General features: G+C 62.5%; 13 protein-coding genes. 3 read left to right on the forward strand and 10 right to left on the reverse strand.

All coding sequences use genetic code 11. The features are described 5' to 3' along the window. Positions 1-43: 43 nt before the first annotated feature. The 4 genes from AADW18_RS00555 to serA form a co-directional block, all read right to left on the reverse strand. A complete protein-coding gene (locus AADW18_RS00555; RefSeq protein ID WP_337341399.1) occupies positions 44-1,423 on the reverse strand; it encodes a sodium-dependent transporter in 1,380 nt (459 codons plus the stop codon). Between the two features lie 152 nt (positions 1,424-1,575). After that, positions 1,576-2,547, reverse strand: a complete 972-nt coding sequence (locus AADW18_RS00560; RefSeq protein WP_337341400.1) for a hypothetical protein — start codon at positions 2,545-2,547, stop codon at positions 1,576-1,578. A gap of 213 nt (positions 2,548-2,760) precedes the next feature. Next, positions 2,761-3,444 carry an HAD family hydrolase gene (locus AADW18_RS00565; protein ID WP_337341401.1) on the reverse strand — a complete coding sequence of 228 codons (684 nt, stop codon included), beginning with the start codon at positions 3,442-3,444 and terminating at the stop codon, positions 2,761-2,763. A gap of 120 nt (positions 3,445-3,564) precedes the next feature. Beyond that, complete coding sequence (gene serA, locus AADW18_RS00570; protein WP_337341402.1) at positions 3,565-4,806, reverse strand: phosphoglycerate dehydrogenase; 1,242 nt, start codon at positions 4,804-4,806, stop codon at positions 3,565-3,567. Positions 4,807-4,997: 191 nt separating this feature from the next. On the opposite strand from serA, the gene AADW18_RS00575 reads away from it, so the two are divergent. The 3 genes from AADW18_RS00575 (at position 4,998) to AADW18_RS00585 (ending at position 8,800) form a co-directional block, all read left to right on the forward strand. Continuing rightward, positions 4,998-6,386 carry an FAD-binding oxidoreductase gene (locus tag AADW18_RS00575; RefSeq protein ID WP_337341403.1) on the forward strand — a complete coding sequence of 463 codons (1,389 nt, stop codon included), beginning with the start codon at positions 4,998-5,000 and terminating at the stop codon, positions 6,384-6,386. A gap of 249 nt (positions 6,387-6,635) precedes the next feature. Further along, entirely contained in the window at positions 6,636-6,935 is a 300-nt protein-coding gene (locus tag AADW18_RS00580; RefSeq protein ID WP_337341404.1) for a DUF2388 domain-containing protein, read from the forward strand. Next, on the forward strand, positions 6,932-8,800 hold the full coding sequence (locus AADW18_RS00585; RefSeq protein WP_337341405.1) for a DUF4105 domain-containing protein: 1,869 nt from the start codon (positions 6,932-6,934) through the stop codon (positions 8,798-8,800). The genes AADW18_RS00580 and AADW18_RS00585 overlap by 4 nt, the downstream gene beginning before the upstream one ends. 145 nt (positions 8,801-8,945) lie before the next feature. Here AADW18_RS00585 and yeiP read toward each other — a convergent pair whose 3' ends face one another. From yeiP to AADW18_RS00615, 6 genes are all read right to left on the reverse strand, one after another. Then, positions 8,946-9,512: an elongation factor P-like protein YeiP gene (gene yeiP / locus AADW18_RS00590; protein ID WP_337341406.1), complete on the reverse strand. Its 567-nt coding sequence runs from the start codon at positions 9,510-9,512 to the stop codon at positions 8,946-8,948. 56 nt (positions 9,513-9,568) lie between these two features. Continuing rightward, positions 9,569-10,012, reverse strand: coding sequence for an arsenic resistance N-acetyltransferase ArsN2 (arsN2, locus tag AADW18_RS00595; protein WP_337341407.1), 444 nt, complete (start codon positions 10,010-10,012; stop codon positions 9,569-9,571). Continuing rightward, positions 10,009-10,779, reverse strand: a complete 771-nt coding sequence (locus AADW18_RS00600; protein ID WP_337341408.1) for an SDR family NAD(P)-dependent oxidoreductase — start codon at positions 10,777-10,779, stop codon at positions 10,009-10,011. Before AADW18_RS00600 ends, arsN2 begins: the two co-directional genes overlap by 4 nt. A gap of 205 nt (positions 10,780-10,984) precedes the next feature. Next, complete coding sequence (locus AADW18_RS00605) at positions 10,985-13,570, reverse strand: EAL domain-containing protein (RefSeq protein ID WP_337341409.1); 2,586 nt, start codon at positions 13,568-13,570, stop codon at positions 10,985-10,987. Beyond that, complete coding sequence (locus AADW18_RS00610) at positions 13,567-14,460, reverse strand: hydroxymethylglutaryl-CoA lyase (protein WP_337341410.1); 894 nt, start codon at positions 14,458-14,460, stop codon at positions 13,567-13,569. Before AADW18_RS00610 ends, AADW18_RS00605 begins: the two co-directional genes overlap by 4 nt. Positions 14,461-14,609: 149 nt before the next feature. Then, positions 14,610-16,601 (reverse strand): acetyl/propionyl/methylcrotonyl-CoA carboxylase subunit alpha, encoded by a 1,992-nt coding sequence (locus AADW18_RS00615; protein ID WP_337341411.1) that lies wholly within the window; start codon positions 16,599-16,601, stop codon positions 14,610-14,612. Positions 16,602-16,674: the final 73 nt, after the last annotated feature.

Raw genomic sequence — 16,674 nt, forward strand, 5'->3', positions numbered from 1 at the left:
GAGCTCGCGCCGAGACGGCGCTCCTACAACCGCTAGGCTGGACTCAACTCACTACCTGTACCAGCACCGCCAGTACCAGCAACGGAGCTACGATCCTCAACGTCCAGCGCAGGACGTTGAACAACCACTCCGGCATTTCGGACAGCTGCTCGCGCAAGACAGTGCGACTTAGCACCCAGCCTGCGAACAACGCGAGGAGTAGTCCGCCCAAAGGCAGCATCAGGTCGTTGGCTAGAAACTCGACAATGTCCATGATGTTCTTGCCACCCAGCACGTTGATGCTGGCGGGGACTTTGACATCGGACCAGACGTTGAGAGACAGGACCGACAGCAGTCCTATCGCCCAGGAAATCCCGGCGAGCAGCAACGCGGAGCGCTTGCGGCGCATGAGTCCGAACTTCTCGGTCAGGTACGCAGTCCCTGGTTCCAGCAGCGAAATCGAGGAGGTCCAGGCGGCAATCGCCAATAGGCCGAAGAACAACAGGCCGTATACCTTGCCGAATGGCATCGCCTCAAACGCTAGTGGTAGTGAATTGAAAATCAGGCCCGGACCGCCGCCCGCCGGATCCAGACCGAATGCGATGACGATCGGAAAGATCGCCAAGCCGGCCAGTAACGCGATCGAGGTATCGGTTAGCGCTACCACGGTGACCACGCGCGGGATGGAAATGCCATCGCGCGGCAGATATGCCCCGTAAGTCATCATCGTGGCCATGCCCAGGCTCAAGGTGAAAAAAGCCTGGCCCATCGCACTCAGCAGTACTCCGCCGTTGATGCGTGAGAAGTCCGGGCGGAACAGGAAAGTCGCGGCATCTGCCATGCGACCGGTGGTGAAGCCATAGACAACCAGCAATAGCAGCAGCACCAGCAGTGCCGGCATCAGGTAGCGCACCGCGCGCTCAAGTCCTTTTTCCACACCCAGTGCCACGACGGCCGTGGTCAGCAGCATGAACACCGCATGCCAGAAGGTCAGCTCCCACGGGTTGGAAAGCAGCGCCCTAAAAACCACCGCAGGATCACCCAGGGGAGCACCGCCAAGCAGTTGCTTGAGATATAGCCAGGCGTAATGCAAGGTCCAGCCACCGACCACGCTATAAAAGCTCAGGATCAGGACACCGGCGGCGATACCCAGCCAGCCGATGCCCACCCAGCCGCGACTACTGCCTTGTTCCCGCACCAGTTTGCGCAGGGTGTTGATGGGGCTCATGCGTCCATGGCGGCCGATCAATACTTCGGCTATCAGGATCGGCAGTCCCACCACCGCGATGCAGCCCAGATACACAAGCACGAACGCGCCGCCACCGTTGTCGGAAGTCAGGTAGGGGAAGCGCCAGATGTTGCCCAGGCCCACCGCCGAACCGGCGGCAGCAAGAACGAACATCATGCGCGAGGACCACATGCCGTGGATCGAGGTCTTTTCCATAGGGGTCAGGTCTTCAAGAGCGATAAAAAGATCGGGCTGTCAACGGCGCTAGACAACGGCCGTTTTCGGTGACTCGCAGGAAATCTGCGAAGACGGCCATGCTGGATGCACGCGTTTATTTGTCCGGCGGGGAGCCGGTCGTTGGACCGCGGTCAAAAGACCATGTTGATCGCCAACTGGGGTGAAATCGTGGCGGAACTGTTCCGACCGGACAGTGGCCGGTAGACACCCAAGATCATTCCAACTCGGTCGGAGAAGTGATACTCCACTGCCGGCGCCACGCCGAACTGCCATGACGAGCCGTTGCGTTCATCCACCTGGGTCAAGTCTGCGGCGGTGCCGTACAGACGATAGCCCCTTTGGTGTTTGTACTGAAGGTCCAGGGCAGCGGCCCAACGCGAGCTGATGCTGTATTCCAGAGCGAGCAGTCCCGCATAGCCCGAGCGTGTATCAATCCGTCCACGGAACCCGGCTTCGGTACCGTAGATGCTGACGCCATCGATATCGTTGCCTTGACTTGGCAGGTCGTAGCGCACGTTAACGCGGGTGCGCAGCGTGCGCCCGTTGGGTAGCACCGAGTATTTTTGCGTGTAGACCGCCAACGAATTGCTGCTCACGCCACTGCCGCTGGCGTCGTGCAAGCGATCGTTGCCGGCGAGTTCGAGTCGATCGTGACGTCCGGTGCTGAAAGTATGGCTGGCTGCGAGCGTTATGGCCGGTGTGCTATGGCCACCGTCGTGGCCGGCTATCTGATACTTGATACGCGCGACGGTGTCGCCAACCTGCCAACCCCGGCCACCATCGCTGGCATTCAGGCCCAGGTTTAGTTCTAGCTGCTCGGTAAGGCCATAGTTGACGGGCACAGCGATCGCCCAGCTGTCACGTCCTGCTGAATCGACACGGTCACCGCGTCCGTCGAACATTCCATTGGCACGGTGATAGATGAAATACGGTTCGATATTGAGTACGCCGCGCGGCAGCGACGGTGAAACCGCCATCAAGCTGCCAGTGAAGCGGACGTCATCGCCAGGTGCGGCGCCTTCGGCGGCGGCAACGGCGGGGAGCGCGGGCGCCAGTAAGGTGGCAATGCCGAATGCGAACAAAGAACGTGATTGAAGCGACATGCAGGAGTCATCAGTAGTCAGGGGCTACCGAGACTGCGATGCCGCCGGGGCATCGTCTATCGGGAAAGCACGAAAAATCCGTGATTTCCGAAGAAAACCGCTTCAGCGGACCGAATCGGGGCGGCGCCTTCGCTTTGCGCGGATGGCAAACCGCAAGGGCGCCCTGTGGGAGCAGAGCTCGCGGCGGGACGGCGCTCCTACAATCGCGTGCGCTTAGCTACGCGCGGCGACTTCATCGATGCGGCGCAACAGATCGGCCGGGTCTTCGTAGACGCGAAAGGCGCCAGCGCGTTCCAATTCTTCCTGCCCATAGCCGCCGGACAGCAGTCCCACCCCCAGCCCGCGGGCGCGTTGCGCGGCCAGCATGTCCCAGATGCTGTCGCCGATCACCAGCGAGTGCCCGATGTCCACGCCCAGCCGGTCGGCGGCTGCAAGGAATAGATCCGGATCCGGCTTGGCATGCCGTACTTGATCGCGCGTCACCACCGGCACCTTCGTCGGATCCACGCTCAACGCTTCCAGGTTGTGCGCAGCGGTTTCCATGCGTCCGCTGGTGGCGATGGCCCAGGGAATGCCTTGCTCGGTCAGGAATGCCAACAGTTCTCGCGCACCCGGCAGTGGTCGCACGCCGCGTTGGGAAGCATGGCGGTTGTACGCCTCGGCGTGCCAGTCGCGCAGCCGCAGCAGCCGCTCCTCGGTAATATCCATCCCGGTTTCGCGCAACAGGATGTTGGCGAACAATCCGCCGCTCATGCCGATCTTGCGATGGATGCGCCATACCGACAGTTCCACGCCTTCCCGATCCAGCGCTTCTTTCCAGGCCAGCACGTGCTGGTAAACACTGTCGACCAATGTGCCATCGAGATCGAAAAGAAAAGCGGTGGAAGCGCGAGGCATTCGGTTCTCCCGGTGTGCGTCAAGCACACGCCTAGATTTCAATAGCTATTGCGGCAAGCATCCGTCATGTACAGCGAACGAAGTGCGAAGGCGCATTTCCGCTGAAAATTCGTCGCGTGCTCAGTACAGAACCCGCGTCCTCAAGGTGCCAGGAATCGCCACCAGCGCATCCTTGAGTTCGGCCGCCTGCGCTTCCGAGGCGGTGACGTCGATCACCACATAGCCGACCTTGGCATCGGTGCGCAGGAACTGGCCGTCGATGTTCACGCCTTGCGCGCGGAAGACGTCGTTGACCTGCGAGAGCACGCCGGGCACGTTGCGGTGGATGTGCAGGATGCGGCGGCTGCCTTCGTGGCCGGGCAGGGTGACTTCAGGGAAGTTCACCGCCGACAACGTCGAACCATTGTCGCTGTAGCGCACCAGTTTGGCCGCCACTTCCACCCCGATATTGTCCTGCGCTTCCAGCGTGCTGCCGCCCACGTGCGGGGTCAGGATGACGTTGTCGATACCGCGCAGCGGCGAGACGAAGGCGTCGTCATTGCCTTTGGGTTCTACTGGGAAAACGTCCACCGCGGCGCCACCGATGTGGCCGGATTGCAGCGCCGCCGCCAACGCATCGATATCCACCACCGTGCCGCGCGAGGCATTGATCAGATGTGCGCCGCGTTTCATCTTTGCTATCTGGGCGGCGCCGAACATGTTCTGGGTGGCCGGCGTTTCAGGTACGTGCAGCGTGACCACATCGGAGCGCTCCAGCAGATCGTCCAAGCCGGCTGCCGAGCGCGCGTTGCCCAGCGACAATTTGGTCTCGATGTCATGGAAGATCACGTTCATGCCGATGCCTTCGGCCAGCACGCCTACCTGCGTGCCGATATGGCCATAGCCGATGATGCCCAAAGTCTTGCCGCGCGCTTCGTGGCTGCCGGCGGCCGACTTGGACCAGCCCCCACGGTGGCATTCGGCGCTTTTCTGCGGAATGCCGCGCATCAGCATGATGGCTTCGGCGATCACCAGTTCGGCGACGCTGCGGGTGTTGGAGTAAGGCGCATTGAAGACTGGTATGCCAGCCAGTTCCGCCGTATCCAGATCGACCTGGTTGGTGCCGATGCAGAAGCAGCCCACCGCGATTACCCGGCGTGCATGCGAAAGCACGTCTTCGGTCAGATGCGTGCGTGAGCGGATGCCGACGATGTGGGCCTCGGCGATAGCGCGCTTGAGCTCATCCTCGGGCAGCGATTTGGCGTGGTATTCGATCTGCGAATAACCGGCCGCGCGGAAGGTTTCCACCGCGGTCTGGCTGACTCCTTCCAACAACAACACACGGATGTCCTGCTTCGGATAGGAGGTTTTCTTGGTCGACATTGCGCGGAGAAGAGAGGAAGAAGACGGCCTTCCACTATGCCAGAAGGCCGGCGTTTTTGCTGCGCTGCCGCAGGTGTGCATATGCGGTTTTCGGCGGTATGAAAATGGTTTCCGTGGCAACTTTGCGCGAGCTTCTGGACGCGCCGCGGCGACGCTGGCACGCTGGCCGTCCCCACCGCGACCCCATCACGATGACTGACCCACGCCTGGAGGCCCTGCGGCAAGCAGCCCCCGACCTCCGCCTGAAGACCGACCCGCCCGATTGCGAGCACTACGGCCGCGACTGGACCCGCCGCTGGACGCCCGCGCCGCTGGCGATCGCCCTGCCGGCATCGGCCGAGGAAGTGCAGATCGTGGTGCGTTGGGCCAACCAGCACGGTATCGCGCTGGTGCCTTCGGGTGGGCGCACCGGATTGTCGGGCGGCGCAGTAGCGGCCAACGGCGAACTGGTGCTCAGTCTTGAGCGCATGAACCGGGTACTGGATTTCAATGCGATTGATCGCACTCTGACCGTGCAGCCAGGCATACCGCTCGAAGCCGTACAAAACGCCGCCCGTGAACACGGCTTGTCCTATCCGGTCGATTTCGCCGCCCGCGGTTCCTGCTCGATCGGCGGCAACATCGCCACCAATGCCGGCGGTATCCGGGTGATCCGCTACGGCAATACCCGGGAGTGGATCGCGGGACTGAAGCTGGTCACCGGCACCGGTGAACTGCTGGAACTCAACCGTGGGCTGATCAAGAACTCCAGCGGCTACGACCTGCGCCATCTGGTCATCGGTTCGGAAGGCACTCTGGGCATCGTGGTGGAAGCGACCCTGCGCCTGACCGATCCGCCGCCGCCGACCAACGTCATGTTGCTTGCGCTGCCGTCGTTCGACGTGTTGATGAAGGTGTTCGCCGCGTTCCGCGACCGGCTGCAACTGGAGGCTTTCGAATTCTTCACCGACCGTGCGCTGCACCATGTGCTGGCGCATGGCGCGCAGCAGCCGTTCGACCAGATTTATCCGTACTACGTCGTGACCGAATTCGCCATTGGCGATGAAGCCCAGGAAGCGGCCGCCATGGCGGCGTTCGAGGCGTGCATGGAAAACGGCTGGGTAGGCGACGGGGTTATCAGCCAGAGCGATGCGCAAGCGGCGCAATTATGGCGTTTGCGTGAGGGCATTACCGAAAGCTTGGCGCGCTACAAGCCTTACAAGAACGATGTCTCGGTACGGATCTCCGTCATGCCCCTGTTCCTGGAAGAAACCCAGGCACTGCTGGGCGAGGCTTACCCGCAATTCGAGGTGGTCTGGTTCGGCCACATCGGCGACGGCAACCTGCACATCAATGTGCTGAAGCCTGATGACGTGGCCGATGCCGAATTCGTCGGCCAGTGCGAGCAGGTCACGAAGTTGTTGGCGGCATCGCTGGCCAAGTACCAGGGCAGCATTTCCGCTGAACACGGCATCGGCCTGGTGAAGAAGGGTTATCTGGAAAGCACCCGCAGTGCCGAGGAGATCGCGGTAATGCGCGGCATCAAGCGGGTACTGGACCCGAACGGATTGATGAACCCCGGCAAGGTATTCGACGCCTGAACGATCCGAGCCAGCCAGACCACCGGTTGAGTTTCAGACAGCTTCCATCCGAGCGAGGCGAGGCATCTGCCTCTCCTTTCACGTTGCGGGCAAACAGATCCCAGGCGTCGCTAGCGGTAACAAACCAGAACCAAATGCAGCGCGAATTGCGCTGCCGGCAAGGTGACGATGTTCATGCGAACAGACGTATTTGCCGGTACGCTTGCCGCACCGCGCCACACTGGCGCCATAGCCCACAATGGAAACGATATGTCGCGACTTTTGATTGCCGGTGCGTTGCTGGCGCTTTCTCTTCCCACGCTGGCGGGCAGCTTCGCCGGCAGTTCGGCCGGTGCTTCGTCGGCGGGCTCCTCGGCTTCTTCCGGCAGTACCTCCGAAGACGACAAAGTGGTGCTGCAGGCCCGCGATGATGCCGCCAGTTTCGTTGCCAGCGAAGGCCGCATCCGTGGCGCTCGGTTGGAAGCCGCACTGCGCCAGCTGCGTGAGCGCGATGTGGCCGCGCGCCAAGCCAGCGATCTGGAACTCGCGCAGGCCATCCTGGCGTTGTGAGTCCGTTCCGCCGGCCGCGAACGTGGCTGGTTCTTTGCCTGCTGGCCTGCACGGCAAACGTGCAGGCCGCGCTGAATCTCGAACCTGAAACCGAAACGCTGACGCCTGAGCAGGCGGCTGCGACGCGCCAGTTGCTGGAGGCCGCAAAGGAGCGCTTGCCGCCCGCCTGGGTGGCCGCTTCGCAACCGCGAATTGCTGCGGCATGGCGCGATGATTTGCCCCAGCAGGTCCACGGGCGCGCGCAGGCGAAGCGCCTGTTGCTGGGTCGCAAGCTGCTTGACGGTTGGATGTCGCGTCCGGCTGATGCCGGTGTGGATGATCCGGGCAAGCGCGCGGCGTTGGCGGCGGTCATTCATGAGCTAGCGCATTTTTATGATCGCGCCCCTCAAGGCCAGCTATCGCGCGATCCTCGACTGCTCGATATCGCCGGTTGGCAGGTGGCGCCATTGCGCCTGGGCTTGCGCACCTCGCGCAACGCTTTCAGCGACCGCAGTCCGGATCCTTATGAGCTGACCAAGGCCGCCGAATTCGTCGCGGTGAATCTGGAGCACTTCCTGCTGGACCCGGATTACGCCTGCCGGCGGCCGGCGCTGTTCCGCTACTTCTCAGGTCATTTCGGTTGGATGCCGCCGAAGAACACGTGCGCTCCGGGGCTGGTCTTCCTGCAAGCCGGCACGGACGAAACCGAAACACCGCTGCTGCAACTGGAAGCTGATCGCGTCTACGCCGTGGATTACTTGTTGGCGGAAGGCAACGAACAGCCGATGAGCCGGTGGGGGCATAGCATGTTACGGCTGGTGATCTGCGCACCCGGCCGGCCTCCTGGACCAGATTGCCGTCTGGATCTCGCCCACCATCGCGTATTGTCGTTTCGCGCCTTTGTCGATGACGTTCAGATTTCCAGCTGGCGCGGATTGACCGGTTCCTATCCGTCGCGGTTGTTCGTGTTGCCGTTGGGGCAGGTGATCGACGAATACACCAAGGTCGAGCTGCGTGGCCTTCGCTCGATACCGCTGCGCTTGGATCCATCCGAAGTCGCGAGCTTGCTGGAACGTGCCGCGCAACTTCATTGGAGCTATGACGGGCGCTATTACTTTCTCAGCAACAACTGCGCAGTGGAAACTTTCAAGCTGCTGCACGATGGCGTGCCGCGCCTGGCCGGTGAACGCTTGTCGAGCATCACCCCGACTGCTTTGCTAAGGAAATTGCAGAAGCGAGGTATCGCCGACGAAACAGTACTGGACGATCCCATCGAAGCAGTGCGTCTAGGCTACCGTTTCGAACCGCTGAGCGCGCATTTTCAGGCCATGTTCGATGTCGCGCGCACGACGCTAAAGCTCCCGCAAACGCAGGTCCAGGAATGGCTGGCGTTATCGCCGGGCGTGCGCGCGCCCTGGCTGCAACGCGCCGATCCTGGATCGAATCCAGCGCAGGTTCTGCGTACCAGCGCCGCATTGCTGCTGTTGGAAGAAGCCGCGCTGCGGCGGCAGGAGCTGCTGGCGCGCGATGAGCTCAAGCGGCGTTATCTGGGCAACCGCGAACAGAGGGGCGCCGACACTTTCGACGGGGTAGCGGCGCTGCGTGATCTTCTGCAGACGGAGGGCTATTTCAGCCGCCCCGCGACATTGCTGCCCGAGGGCGGCTATGGACTGCCGCAGGCGGAAGAGCGAAACATTCTGATGCAGACGGGTGGCCGCTACGCCGCACAACTGAAGCAGCAACACGCAGCCCTGCGCGCCAACGCGCGGCAGTGGCTAAGTCCGGAACAGCGTGCAGCGCTGGAGGGCACAGAAAACAACATCGAGGCGCTGGGCGAACGCTTGCGCCGCTTGCACAAGGAGCAGGGCGGAATGCAACTGCGTTGAAGGCACTGCGCTCGAATTATTCGGTAAAGGATTCCCGTAGGAGCGGCGTCCCGCCGCGAGCTCTTCCTTTGGCTGTCATGAAAGCAAAAGCTCGCGCCGAGACGGCGCTCCTACGGTCGATCGGGTGCTGAAAAGGGCAAGAAAATCAATCCGCGCGGCCGCCGAATTCGCCGGTGGTGGTGTTGACCAGGACACGCTCGCCGGTGGTGATGTACTCGGGCACCATGATTTCGATGCCGGTATTGAGCTTGGCCGGCTTGGGGCGCTTGGTCGCGGTGCCGCCCTTCAGTTCCGGCGGTGTTTCCACCACTTCCAGGGTGACGTGTTGCGGCAGCTGCACGGCTACCGGCATGTCGTCGATGACCTGCACATAGCTGCCGGTCAGGCCGTCGGTGATGTAGCCGGCCGCATCGCCCACCACATCCGCGTCCAAGGTATACGGTGTGTAGTCCTCGTCATCCAGGAATACAAACGCGTCGCCATCCTTGTACGAATACGTCGCCAGCCGGCGCAACAGTTCGACTTCTTTCAGATCGTCATCGCCATCGAAACTGGCGTCCAACTTGTTGCCGCCGGGCACGCTGTACATGGTGAAACGGAAGCGCACATTGCCGCCACGGCCCTGCGGCGAGCTGCGTTCGATGTCGCGGACCTGGTACACACCGCCGTTGTGTTCGACGACGTTTCCTTTCTTGATGTCGTAGGCTTTCATGGGAGTATTCTGACGTTGGAGAAATGGAAGGAAGGCGGCAACGGATAGCCGTGCCGTCAGTGAAGGTCTTTATGCATGAACGCCGAACTAGCCGGACACAGCGACGAGAATTCCTGAGTGCCGCGAATCGCGTCCGGTGCGGACTGGCGGTCGGCACTGGAATATCCGCGCTGGGCGAAAAAGCTTTCTGCCGTCGTGGTGAGCAGGAACAACTGCTTAATCCCGCGATCGCGTGCCAGCGACTCGATGCGATCCACCAGCTCTCCACCCAATCCGTGCCCGCGCTGATCATCCGCGACCACCAGCGAACGAAGCAGCGCGTATGGACCGAATATCTGCAAACCCACCGCACCCACCACATGATCTTCGATCGTTGCGACCAGGCAATCCGGTGCCGGCAAGTCGGTCAGATCGCTCACCGGCAAACCATTGCTGGCCAATAACCCGGCAAAGACCGTCGTCGATGCTGCGGGGCCGAACGTCACCTGCAGCGTGTTCACTTTGGTGCCAGCCGCACGGCGCCATCCAGACGAATGGTTTCACCGTTGAGGTAGCGGCTGCGCAGGATGAAACCGACGGTTTCGGCGAACTCTTCCGGCTTGCCCAGACGCGAGGGGAACGGAATGGAAGCGCTGAGCGATTGCTGCACCGATTCGGGCATGCCGTCGACCATCGGTGTCCAGAAGATGCCGGGCGCGATCGTCATCACGCGGATACCGAATCGCGACAGCTCACGCGCCATCGGCAGGGTCATGCCGACCACGCCGCCTTTGGACGCCGAGTACGCCGCCTGTCCGATCTGTCCTTCGAATGCTGCGACGCTGGCGGTATTGATGATCACGCCACGCTCGCCGTCTTCGCCAGCTGGGTTGTGTTGCATCACGTCGGCGGCTGCCTTGGCCACGTTGAAGCTGCCGACCAGATTGACCAGCACGGTGGTGCGGAACGTGGATAGCGGCATCGGTGCGTCTTTTCCCAGCACACGGCCAGCGCCGAGGATGCCGGCGCAATTGATGGCCGCATTCAGTCCGCCCAGGAAATCCCGAGCTTGTGCGATGTTCGCGGCCACGCCGTCTTCATCGGTCACGTCGGTCTTGTAGTAGCGCGCGTGGTCCTGGCCCAGCGCGGCAACCGCCGCCGTGCCCTTTTCGTCGTTGACGTCGAACAGGGCCACTTTGCCACCCTGGGCAACCAGATGCTGGGCGACGGCCAAGCCCAGACCGGAAACGCCGCCGGTTATGACGGCGCGGATATCGGGAAGATGCATGCGGAAAAAACCGTTAGCGGGAATCGGGGCATTTTACGCGATGCGATGGGCATCCGATCCGTGGTATCCCTTCATGCATGCCTCTTGTAGGAGCGGCGTCCCGCCGCGAGCTCTTCGCATCTATCGCGATCTGACAGGAACAGCTCGCGGCGGGACGCTGCTCCTACAAAAGCGGCGCCGCCCCTACAACGCCCATTTGATGGTTTCAGCCGTTTGAAACCCGCTCCAGCGGGGTGTCGGTGAGGCGGCGAGCGAATTCGTCCGGCGACAGGCCGGGTGCGAACAGGAAACCTTGGCCCACCGGCACGCCCAGCTGCAACAAGAACTGCCGCTGCGCTTCCGACTCAACCCCTTCGGCGACCAGGGTCAGGCCGAGGCTGCGGGCGATGGCGGAGACGGCCTGGCAGACCGCCACGTCGGACCGGTTGTTGGGCACGCCTTCGGTGAACAGCTGGCTGAGCTTCAAGCCGTGAATAGGCAGGCGGCGCAGATAGTTCAGCGCGCTGTAGCCCTCGCCGAAGTCGTCGATGGTCAGCACGACACCCAGTTCGCGCAGCTGGGCGAAGGTGTGCAAGGTGGCGGGCGCATCCTCGATCAGTACGCGTTCGGTGAATTCCAGCTCCAATGCCGCACCTGGCAGGTCGAATTCGGCGAGCAGTCTTCGCACGTTATCGGCCAGATCGTCGCCGACAAACTGCCGATACGACACATTGACCGCTACCCGTACGATGCCCAGCCCTTGATCGCGCCAGTCGGCCACCTGGCGGCAGGCTTCCTGCAGCACCCAGCTGCCGATGCGCACGATATCGCCGGTGGTTTCCGCATGGCTGATGAAAAGATCCGGGCGCAACTCGCCCAACTGATGGTTCTGCCAGCGGATCAGCGCTTCCGCGGCGACGATGCGGCCAAGCCGCAGATCGACCTGCGGTTGATAGACCAGTCGGAATTCTTCATTGTCCACGGCGCGGCGCAGCTGCGTTTCGATCTGCAACCGGTCCTGCTGCCGCTGCGCCAGTTCCGGGGTGAACGGCTGCCAGCCGTTGCGCGCACGGTGCTTGCTGTCGTACATCGCGATATCGGCGTTCTGGATCAGTTGCTGCGGGCGAACGCCGTCGCGTGGCGCGCGCGCGATACCGATACTGGCGGTGATGGCGAACTCATCCTTGCCGAAGCGGAACGAATCGGCGAAGGCATGCAACACCGCGTTGGCCAGCGCCTCCGGCTGGCCGGGTTCGGTGCGGGCATCGCAGACCACCAGGAATTCGTCGCCGCCGAAGCGCGCGATCATGCCGTCGGTGCCCACTGCGCCGCGGATGCGGTTGGCCGCCTGCACCAGTAGTTCGTCGCCAGCGTTGTGCCCCAGTACGTCGTTGACCATCTTGAAGCGGTCCAGGTCGATGTACAGCACCGCGGCTTTGGCGAGCTCCGGATCGGCCAAGCGGGTGCCTAGTTCATTCAACACTGCATCGCGATTCATCAGGCCGGTCAGCGGATCGGTCCGGGCCTGGATACGCAGCATTTCCTCGGCCTGCTTGTCCTGCGAAATGTCCTGCATCGTGCCGGTGATACGCGAGGTCACCGGATCGCCAGGTTCGGCTTCACCGATCGCGCGAATCCAGAACGTGTGGCCGTCGGCCTGGGAGCCCTGTAGTTCCAGATCGAAGCCAGTGCCGCCTTCGACGATCTTCTCGATGGCGCAGCGCAGCCGCTTGCGGTCCGGTTCCCGCAGGCACGTCAGCATGGCGTCCAGCGTTTTCAGCGGACGCGCCGCGCCCAGGATGCGCAGCGCTTCATCGGTCAGGTACATGCGGTCGCGGCCGATGTCCCATTCCCAGCCGCCGATATGCGCCAGCGATTGGGCCCGGTCGAACAGGGCACTGTCGCGCTTGAGCTCGGTGACGTCGTTGAAGATGGAGGTCACCTGCGCGGGCTCGTTGCCGCCAGGAGCGAACTGCGGCACCGCGGTGACGGTCAGCCACATCAGCTGCTTCTTTTGCCGGTGGTACATGCCCAGCAACACGCTCTCGACCACATGGCCGGAATCCAGCGCGCGCTGCGCGGGCAGATCGGACGACGGAATTTCCCGGCCGTTTCCATCGACGATGCGCCAGCGGTCCAGCCGCAGTTCGTCGGACACGCGTTGGTCCTCGCGGATGCCGAAGATACGCAAGGCCGCGCCATTGCAGTACTGGATCCCAAGATCGCGGTTCTGCACCACGATGCCTTTGTCGATCGTCTCCATCAGTTCGCGGTAGCGCATTTCCGCTTCGCGGCGACTGCTGATGTCGCGGGCCACGGCGACGATGCTCTTGCGACCGTCGAAAGAGATGTTGGCCGAATGCACTTCCACCGGAAAGCGGGTGCCATCGCCACGCATGTTGGTGACTTCGATGACGTAGGTCTCGCCGCGGTTGAGCGTTTCCCAGACAGGCACCAGGTGATCGCGCGGCAGGTCCGGATTGAGCAGGCTGATGTTCTGGCCGACGATCTCCTCGCGCGGCCGGCGGTAGGCGTGCACGCCAGCGCGATTGAGGTCCAGTACGGTGCCATCTTCGGCAATGATGCTGACGGGATCCGGCACCGCGTCGAACAGGTTGCGGTAGCGCTGGCGTGCGGTCTCGGTGTCCTGTCTGGCGGCCAGTAGAGCGGTTCGTGCAGCCGCTAGCAGTTCGCGTGTTTCCTCGCTGAGTGAGGTGTCCGCGCTCGCACGTTCCAGCCCAAGCAGGATCGCCGCGGTATCGCTGTCCGCCGAAGTGGAAACCATTTCGTCGGACGGCGCGAGAGGGTTCATGCGCCGGCCAATGCCTTGCCGACCTTGCTGCCGGTTTCCCGGCCCAGGCGGGCGGCCAACCAACGTCCGGTTTCGCTCAAACGGTCCAGGTCCACACCGGTTTCGAATCCCAGCCCATGCAGCAGGTACACCACGTCCTCGGTGGCCACATTGCCGCTGGCGCCCTTCGCGTACGGGCAGCCCCCTGCGCCGGAAACCGAAGCATCAACCACGCGGACACCGTATTCCAGGCAGGCCAGGATATTGGCCAGCGCCTGTCCGTACGTATCGTGGAAGTGCACGGCAAGCGCAGGCAGTGGGACTTCGCCAGCAACGGCCTTCAGCATGGCGCTGGCCTTGTGGGGAGTGCCCACGCCAATGGTGTCGCCAAGCGAGATTTCATAGCAGCCGAGCCGATGTAGTTGTTGTGCCACGCGCACAACGTCGGCCACGGGAACCTCGCCTTGGTAGGGGCAACCGAGGACGGTGGAAACGTATCCGCGCACTTTCACGCCGTCGGCGCGGGCACGTTCCAGCACGGGGCGGAACCGCTCGATCGATTCATCGATGCTCGCATTGATGTTCTTCTGGTTGAACGCTTCGGACGCAGCGGTAAACACCGCCACTTCCCGCACGTCCACTTCGCGTGCACGTTCGTAACCTTTTTCATTGGGTACCAGCACCGGATAAGCGACACCGGGCTTCTGCGTGATGGCGGAGAATACTTCCGCGGCATCGGCCAGTTGCGGCACCCATTTTGGGCTGACGAAGCTGGTGGCTTCGATAGTGCGCAGGCCGGTCTGCGACAGACGATCGATCAGCTCGATCTTGTCCGCGGTGGCGACGATGGCTTTCTCATTCTGCAGGCCGTCGCGCGGCCCGACCTCGACGATGCGGACGAAATCGGTCATGGCTGCCGTCCCGTGGCCGCAGCGCAGCGCAGACCCGGGGCTTTACCCGTGGTGGCTAAGAGACCGAGCGATGAGGAACTTCCGAGCATCAGCCAACCTTCCAGTACGAACAGAGCCAACCGCGACGAGCCCGACGCATTAGCACGTTTTCATTCCAGCAGCGCCAGCACGGCATCGGCTTCGACGAAATCGCCGGCGCTGGCACGCAGTTCCTTCACCACGCCATCGCGCGGTGCTTTTAACGCCAGCTCCATTTTCATCGCTTCCATCACCAGCAGCTCCTGTCCCGCGCCGACCACATCGCCGGCTTTGGCTTTCACTACCACCACACGCCCTGGCATGGGCGCACGGATGCGATCGTCGCCTGACACGTCACCGGTGTCGATGCGGCGGTATACCGGTACGGCTTCCAGTGCCAGGCGTTGTTCTCCATCGTGCACGATCAGGTGCTTTCCGTCCTGGGTCACCTGAAAACGCCTGGCCTCATCGTTGATACGTAGACTGAGGGCACCGCCGGTCAATCGTGCGCCTTGGATCGCGACACTCGACCCTTGGTGTTCAATCCGGTAGTCGCCAGCGGCGCCATGCGCGATCAATGCCAGATCCTGGCCACGATGAAGGAAGGCCAGCGGCCGGTAGCCGCCATGGCCCAGGCGCCAGCCATCGGCGACTGCCCAGAGAGAGTACGGATCGGCGGATGCGGTTGCTTTGGTCAGCGCGTCGTTCTCTTGGGCCAAGAGGACCACGGCTGCCGCCGCCAGCAATAGATGCGCGTCAGCCGCTTCGACCGGCATGAACTCGTCCAGATGCCGGTCCAGATAACCGGTATCGATACTGCCTTCGACAATGGACGGGTGCCGGACCAGCCGCTCCAGGAAACCGATGTTCGATTTCGGCCCAACGATATGACAATGCGCCAAGGCCTCGCGCAGGCGGGCGAGGGCGCGTGGCCGGTCTTCTTCCCAGACGATCAGCTTGGCGATCATCGGGTCGTAAAAGATGGAAACCGTGTCGCCTTCGATCACTCCCGAGTCGATGCGCACGTGCGCGGAGGGCGCTGGCAGCCGCAGTGTTTCCAGGCGTCCGGAACCCGGCAGAAAGCCGGCCTCCGGATCTTCCGCGTACAGACGTACTTCCATGGCGTGGCCGGATTGGGGCACTTGCGCCTGCGTCAACGGCAGCGGTTCTCCAGAGGCGATGCGCAACTGCCATTCGACCAGGTCGAGCCCGGTAGTCAACTCGGTCACCGGGTGTTCCACCTGAAGCCGTGTATTGATCTCCATGAAGTAGAACGCGCCCTGTGGATCAACGATGAATTCCACCGTCCCCGCATTGACGTAATCGATGGCGCGCGCGGCGTCGACCGCCGCTGTTCCCATGGCTGCCCGCAGAGCCGGCGTCAGGAAGGGCGACGGGGATTCCTCCAGCACCTTCTGGTAGCGGCGTTGCGCCGAGCATTCGCGTTCGTTGAGATGGATGGCGTTGCCATGACCGTCACCGAACACCTGGATTTCGATATGCCGGGGCGATTGCACATAGCGTTCCAGCAGCACCCGGTCACGGCCGAAGGCATTGCGGGCTTCGCGCTGACAGCTTTCCAGCTGAGCAAGAAAATCGTCCGGCCCATGCACGATGCGCATACCTTTGCCGCCGCCGCCATGCGCGGCCTTGATCATCAGCGGAAAACCCACCGCGATCGCTTCGCGCAGCAGCAGCTCGGGCGACTGGTCGGCACCGGTATAACCCGGCACCACCGGCACACCCGCCGCGGCCATCAGTTCCTTGGCGCCGGCCTTGCTGCCCATCTTGCGCATCGAAGCGGCATGCGGACCGATGAATACCATGCCGGCGGCGTCTACCGCTTCTGCGAAATCCGCGTTTTCCGACAGAAAGCCGTAGCCGGGATGGATAGCCTGCGCTCCGGCTTTCTTCGCCACCTCAATGATGGCATCGCCGCGCAAATAACTCTCCGCCGGCCTCGGCCCGCCAATGAGATAGGCGCTATCGGCCAATCGCACATGCTGAGCATCGACATCGGCCTGCGAGTAAACAGCGACCGTGCGAATACCCAGGCGACGGCAGGTACGAATGACCCGGCAGGCGATCTCGCCGCGATTGGCTATGAGGATTTTGTTGAACATCAAGATTCCGGTTCTAAGCCCTCCCAAAGAGAGAGCGGGAGAAGATGCAACTTGTAGGATGGGTTGAGCGCAG

Source organism: Pseudoxanthomonas sp. CCNWLY206-1, assembly GCF_039710385.1.
Classification (GTDB): Bacteria; Pseudomonadota; Gammaproteobacteria; order Xanthomonadales; family Xanthomonadaceae; genus Pseudoxanthomonas_A.

Coding starts and splice junctions, on each gene's coding strand:
- AADW18_RS00555 (WP_337341399.1), bottom strand. CDS start 1,423: ATGGAAAAGACCTCGATCCACGGCATGTGGTCCTCGCGCATGATGTTC.
- AADW18_RS00560 (WP_337341400.1), bottom strand. CDS start 2,547: ATGTCGCTTCAATCACGTTCTTTGTTCGCATTCGGCATTGCCACCTTA.
- AADW18_RS00565 (WP_337341401.1), bottom strand. CDS start 3,444: ATGCCTCGCGCTTCCACCGCTTTTCTTTTCGATCTCGATGGCACATTG.
- serA (WP_337341402.1), bottom strand. CDS start 4,806: ATGTCGACCAAGAAAACCTCCTATCCGAAGCAGGACATCCGTGTGTTG.
- AADW18_RS00575 (WP_337341403.1), top strand. CDS start 4,998: ATGACTGACCCACGCCTGGAGGCCCTGCGGCAAGCAGCCCCCGACCTC.
- AADW18_RS00580 (WP_337341404.1), top strand. CDS start 6,636: ATGTCGCGACTTTTGATTGCCGGTGCGTTGCTGGCGCTTTCTCTTCCC.
- yeiP (WP_337341406.1), bottom strand. CDS start 9,512: ATGAAAGCCTACGACATCAAGAAAGGAAACGTCGTCGAACACAACGGC.
- AADW18_RS00600 (WP_337341408.1), bottom strand. CDS start 10,779: ATGCATCTTCCCGATATCCGCGCCGTCATAACCGGCGGCGTTTCCGGT.
- AADW18_RS00605 (WP_337341409.1), bottom strand. CDS start 13,570: ATGAACCCTCTCGCGCCGTCCGACGAAATGGTTTCCACTTCGGCGGAC.
- AADW18_RS00610 (WP_337341410.1), bottom strand. CDS start 14,460: ATGACCGATTTCGTCCGCATCGTCGAGGTCGGGCCGCGCGACGGCCTG.
- AADW18_RS00615 (WP_337341411.1), bottom strand. CDS start 16,601: ATGTTCAACAAAATCCTCATAGCCAATCGCGGCGAGATCGCCTGCCGG.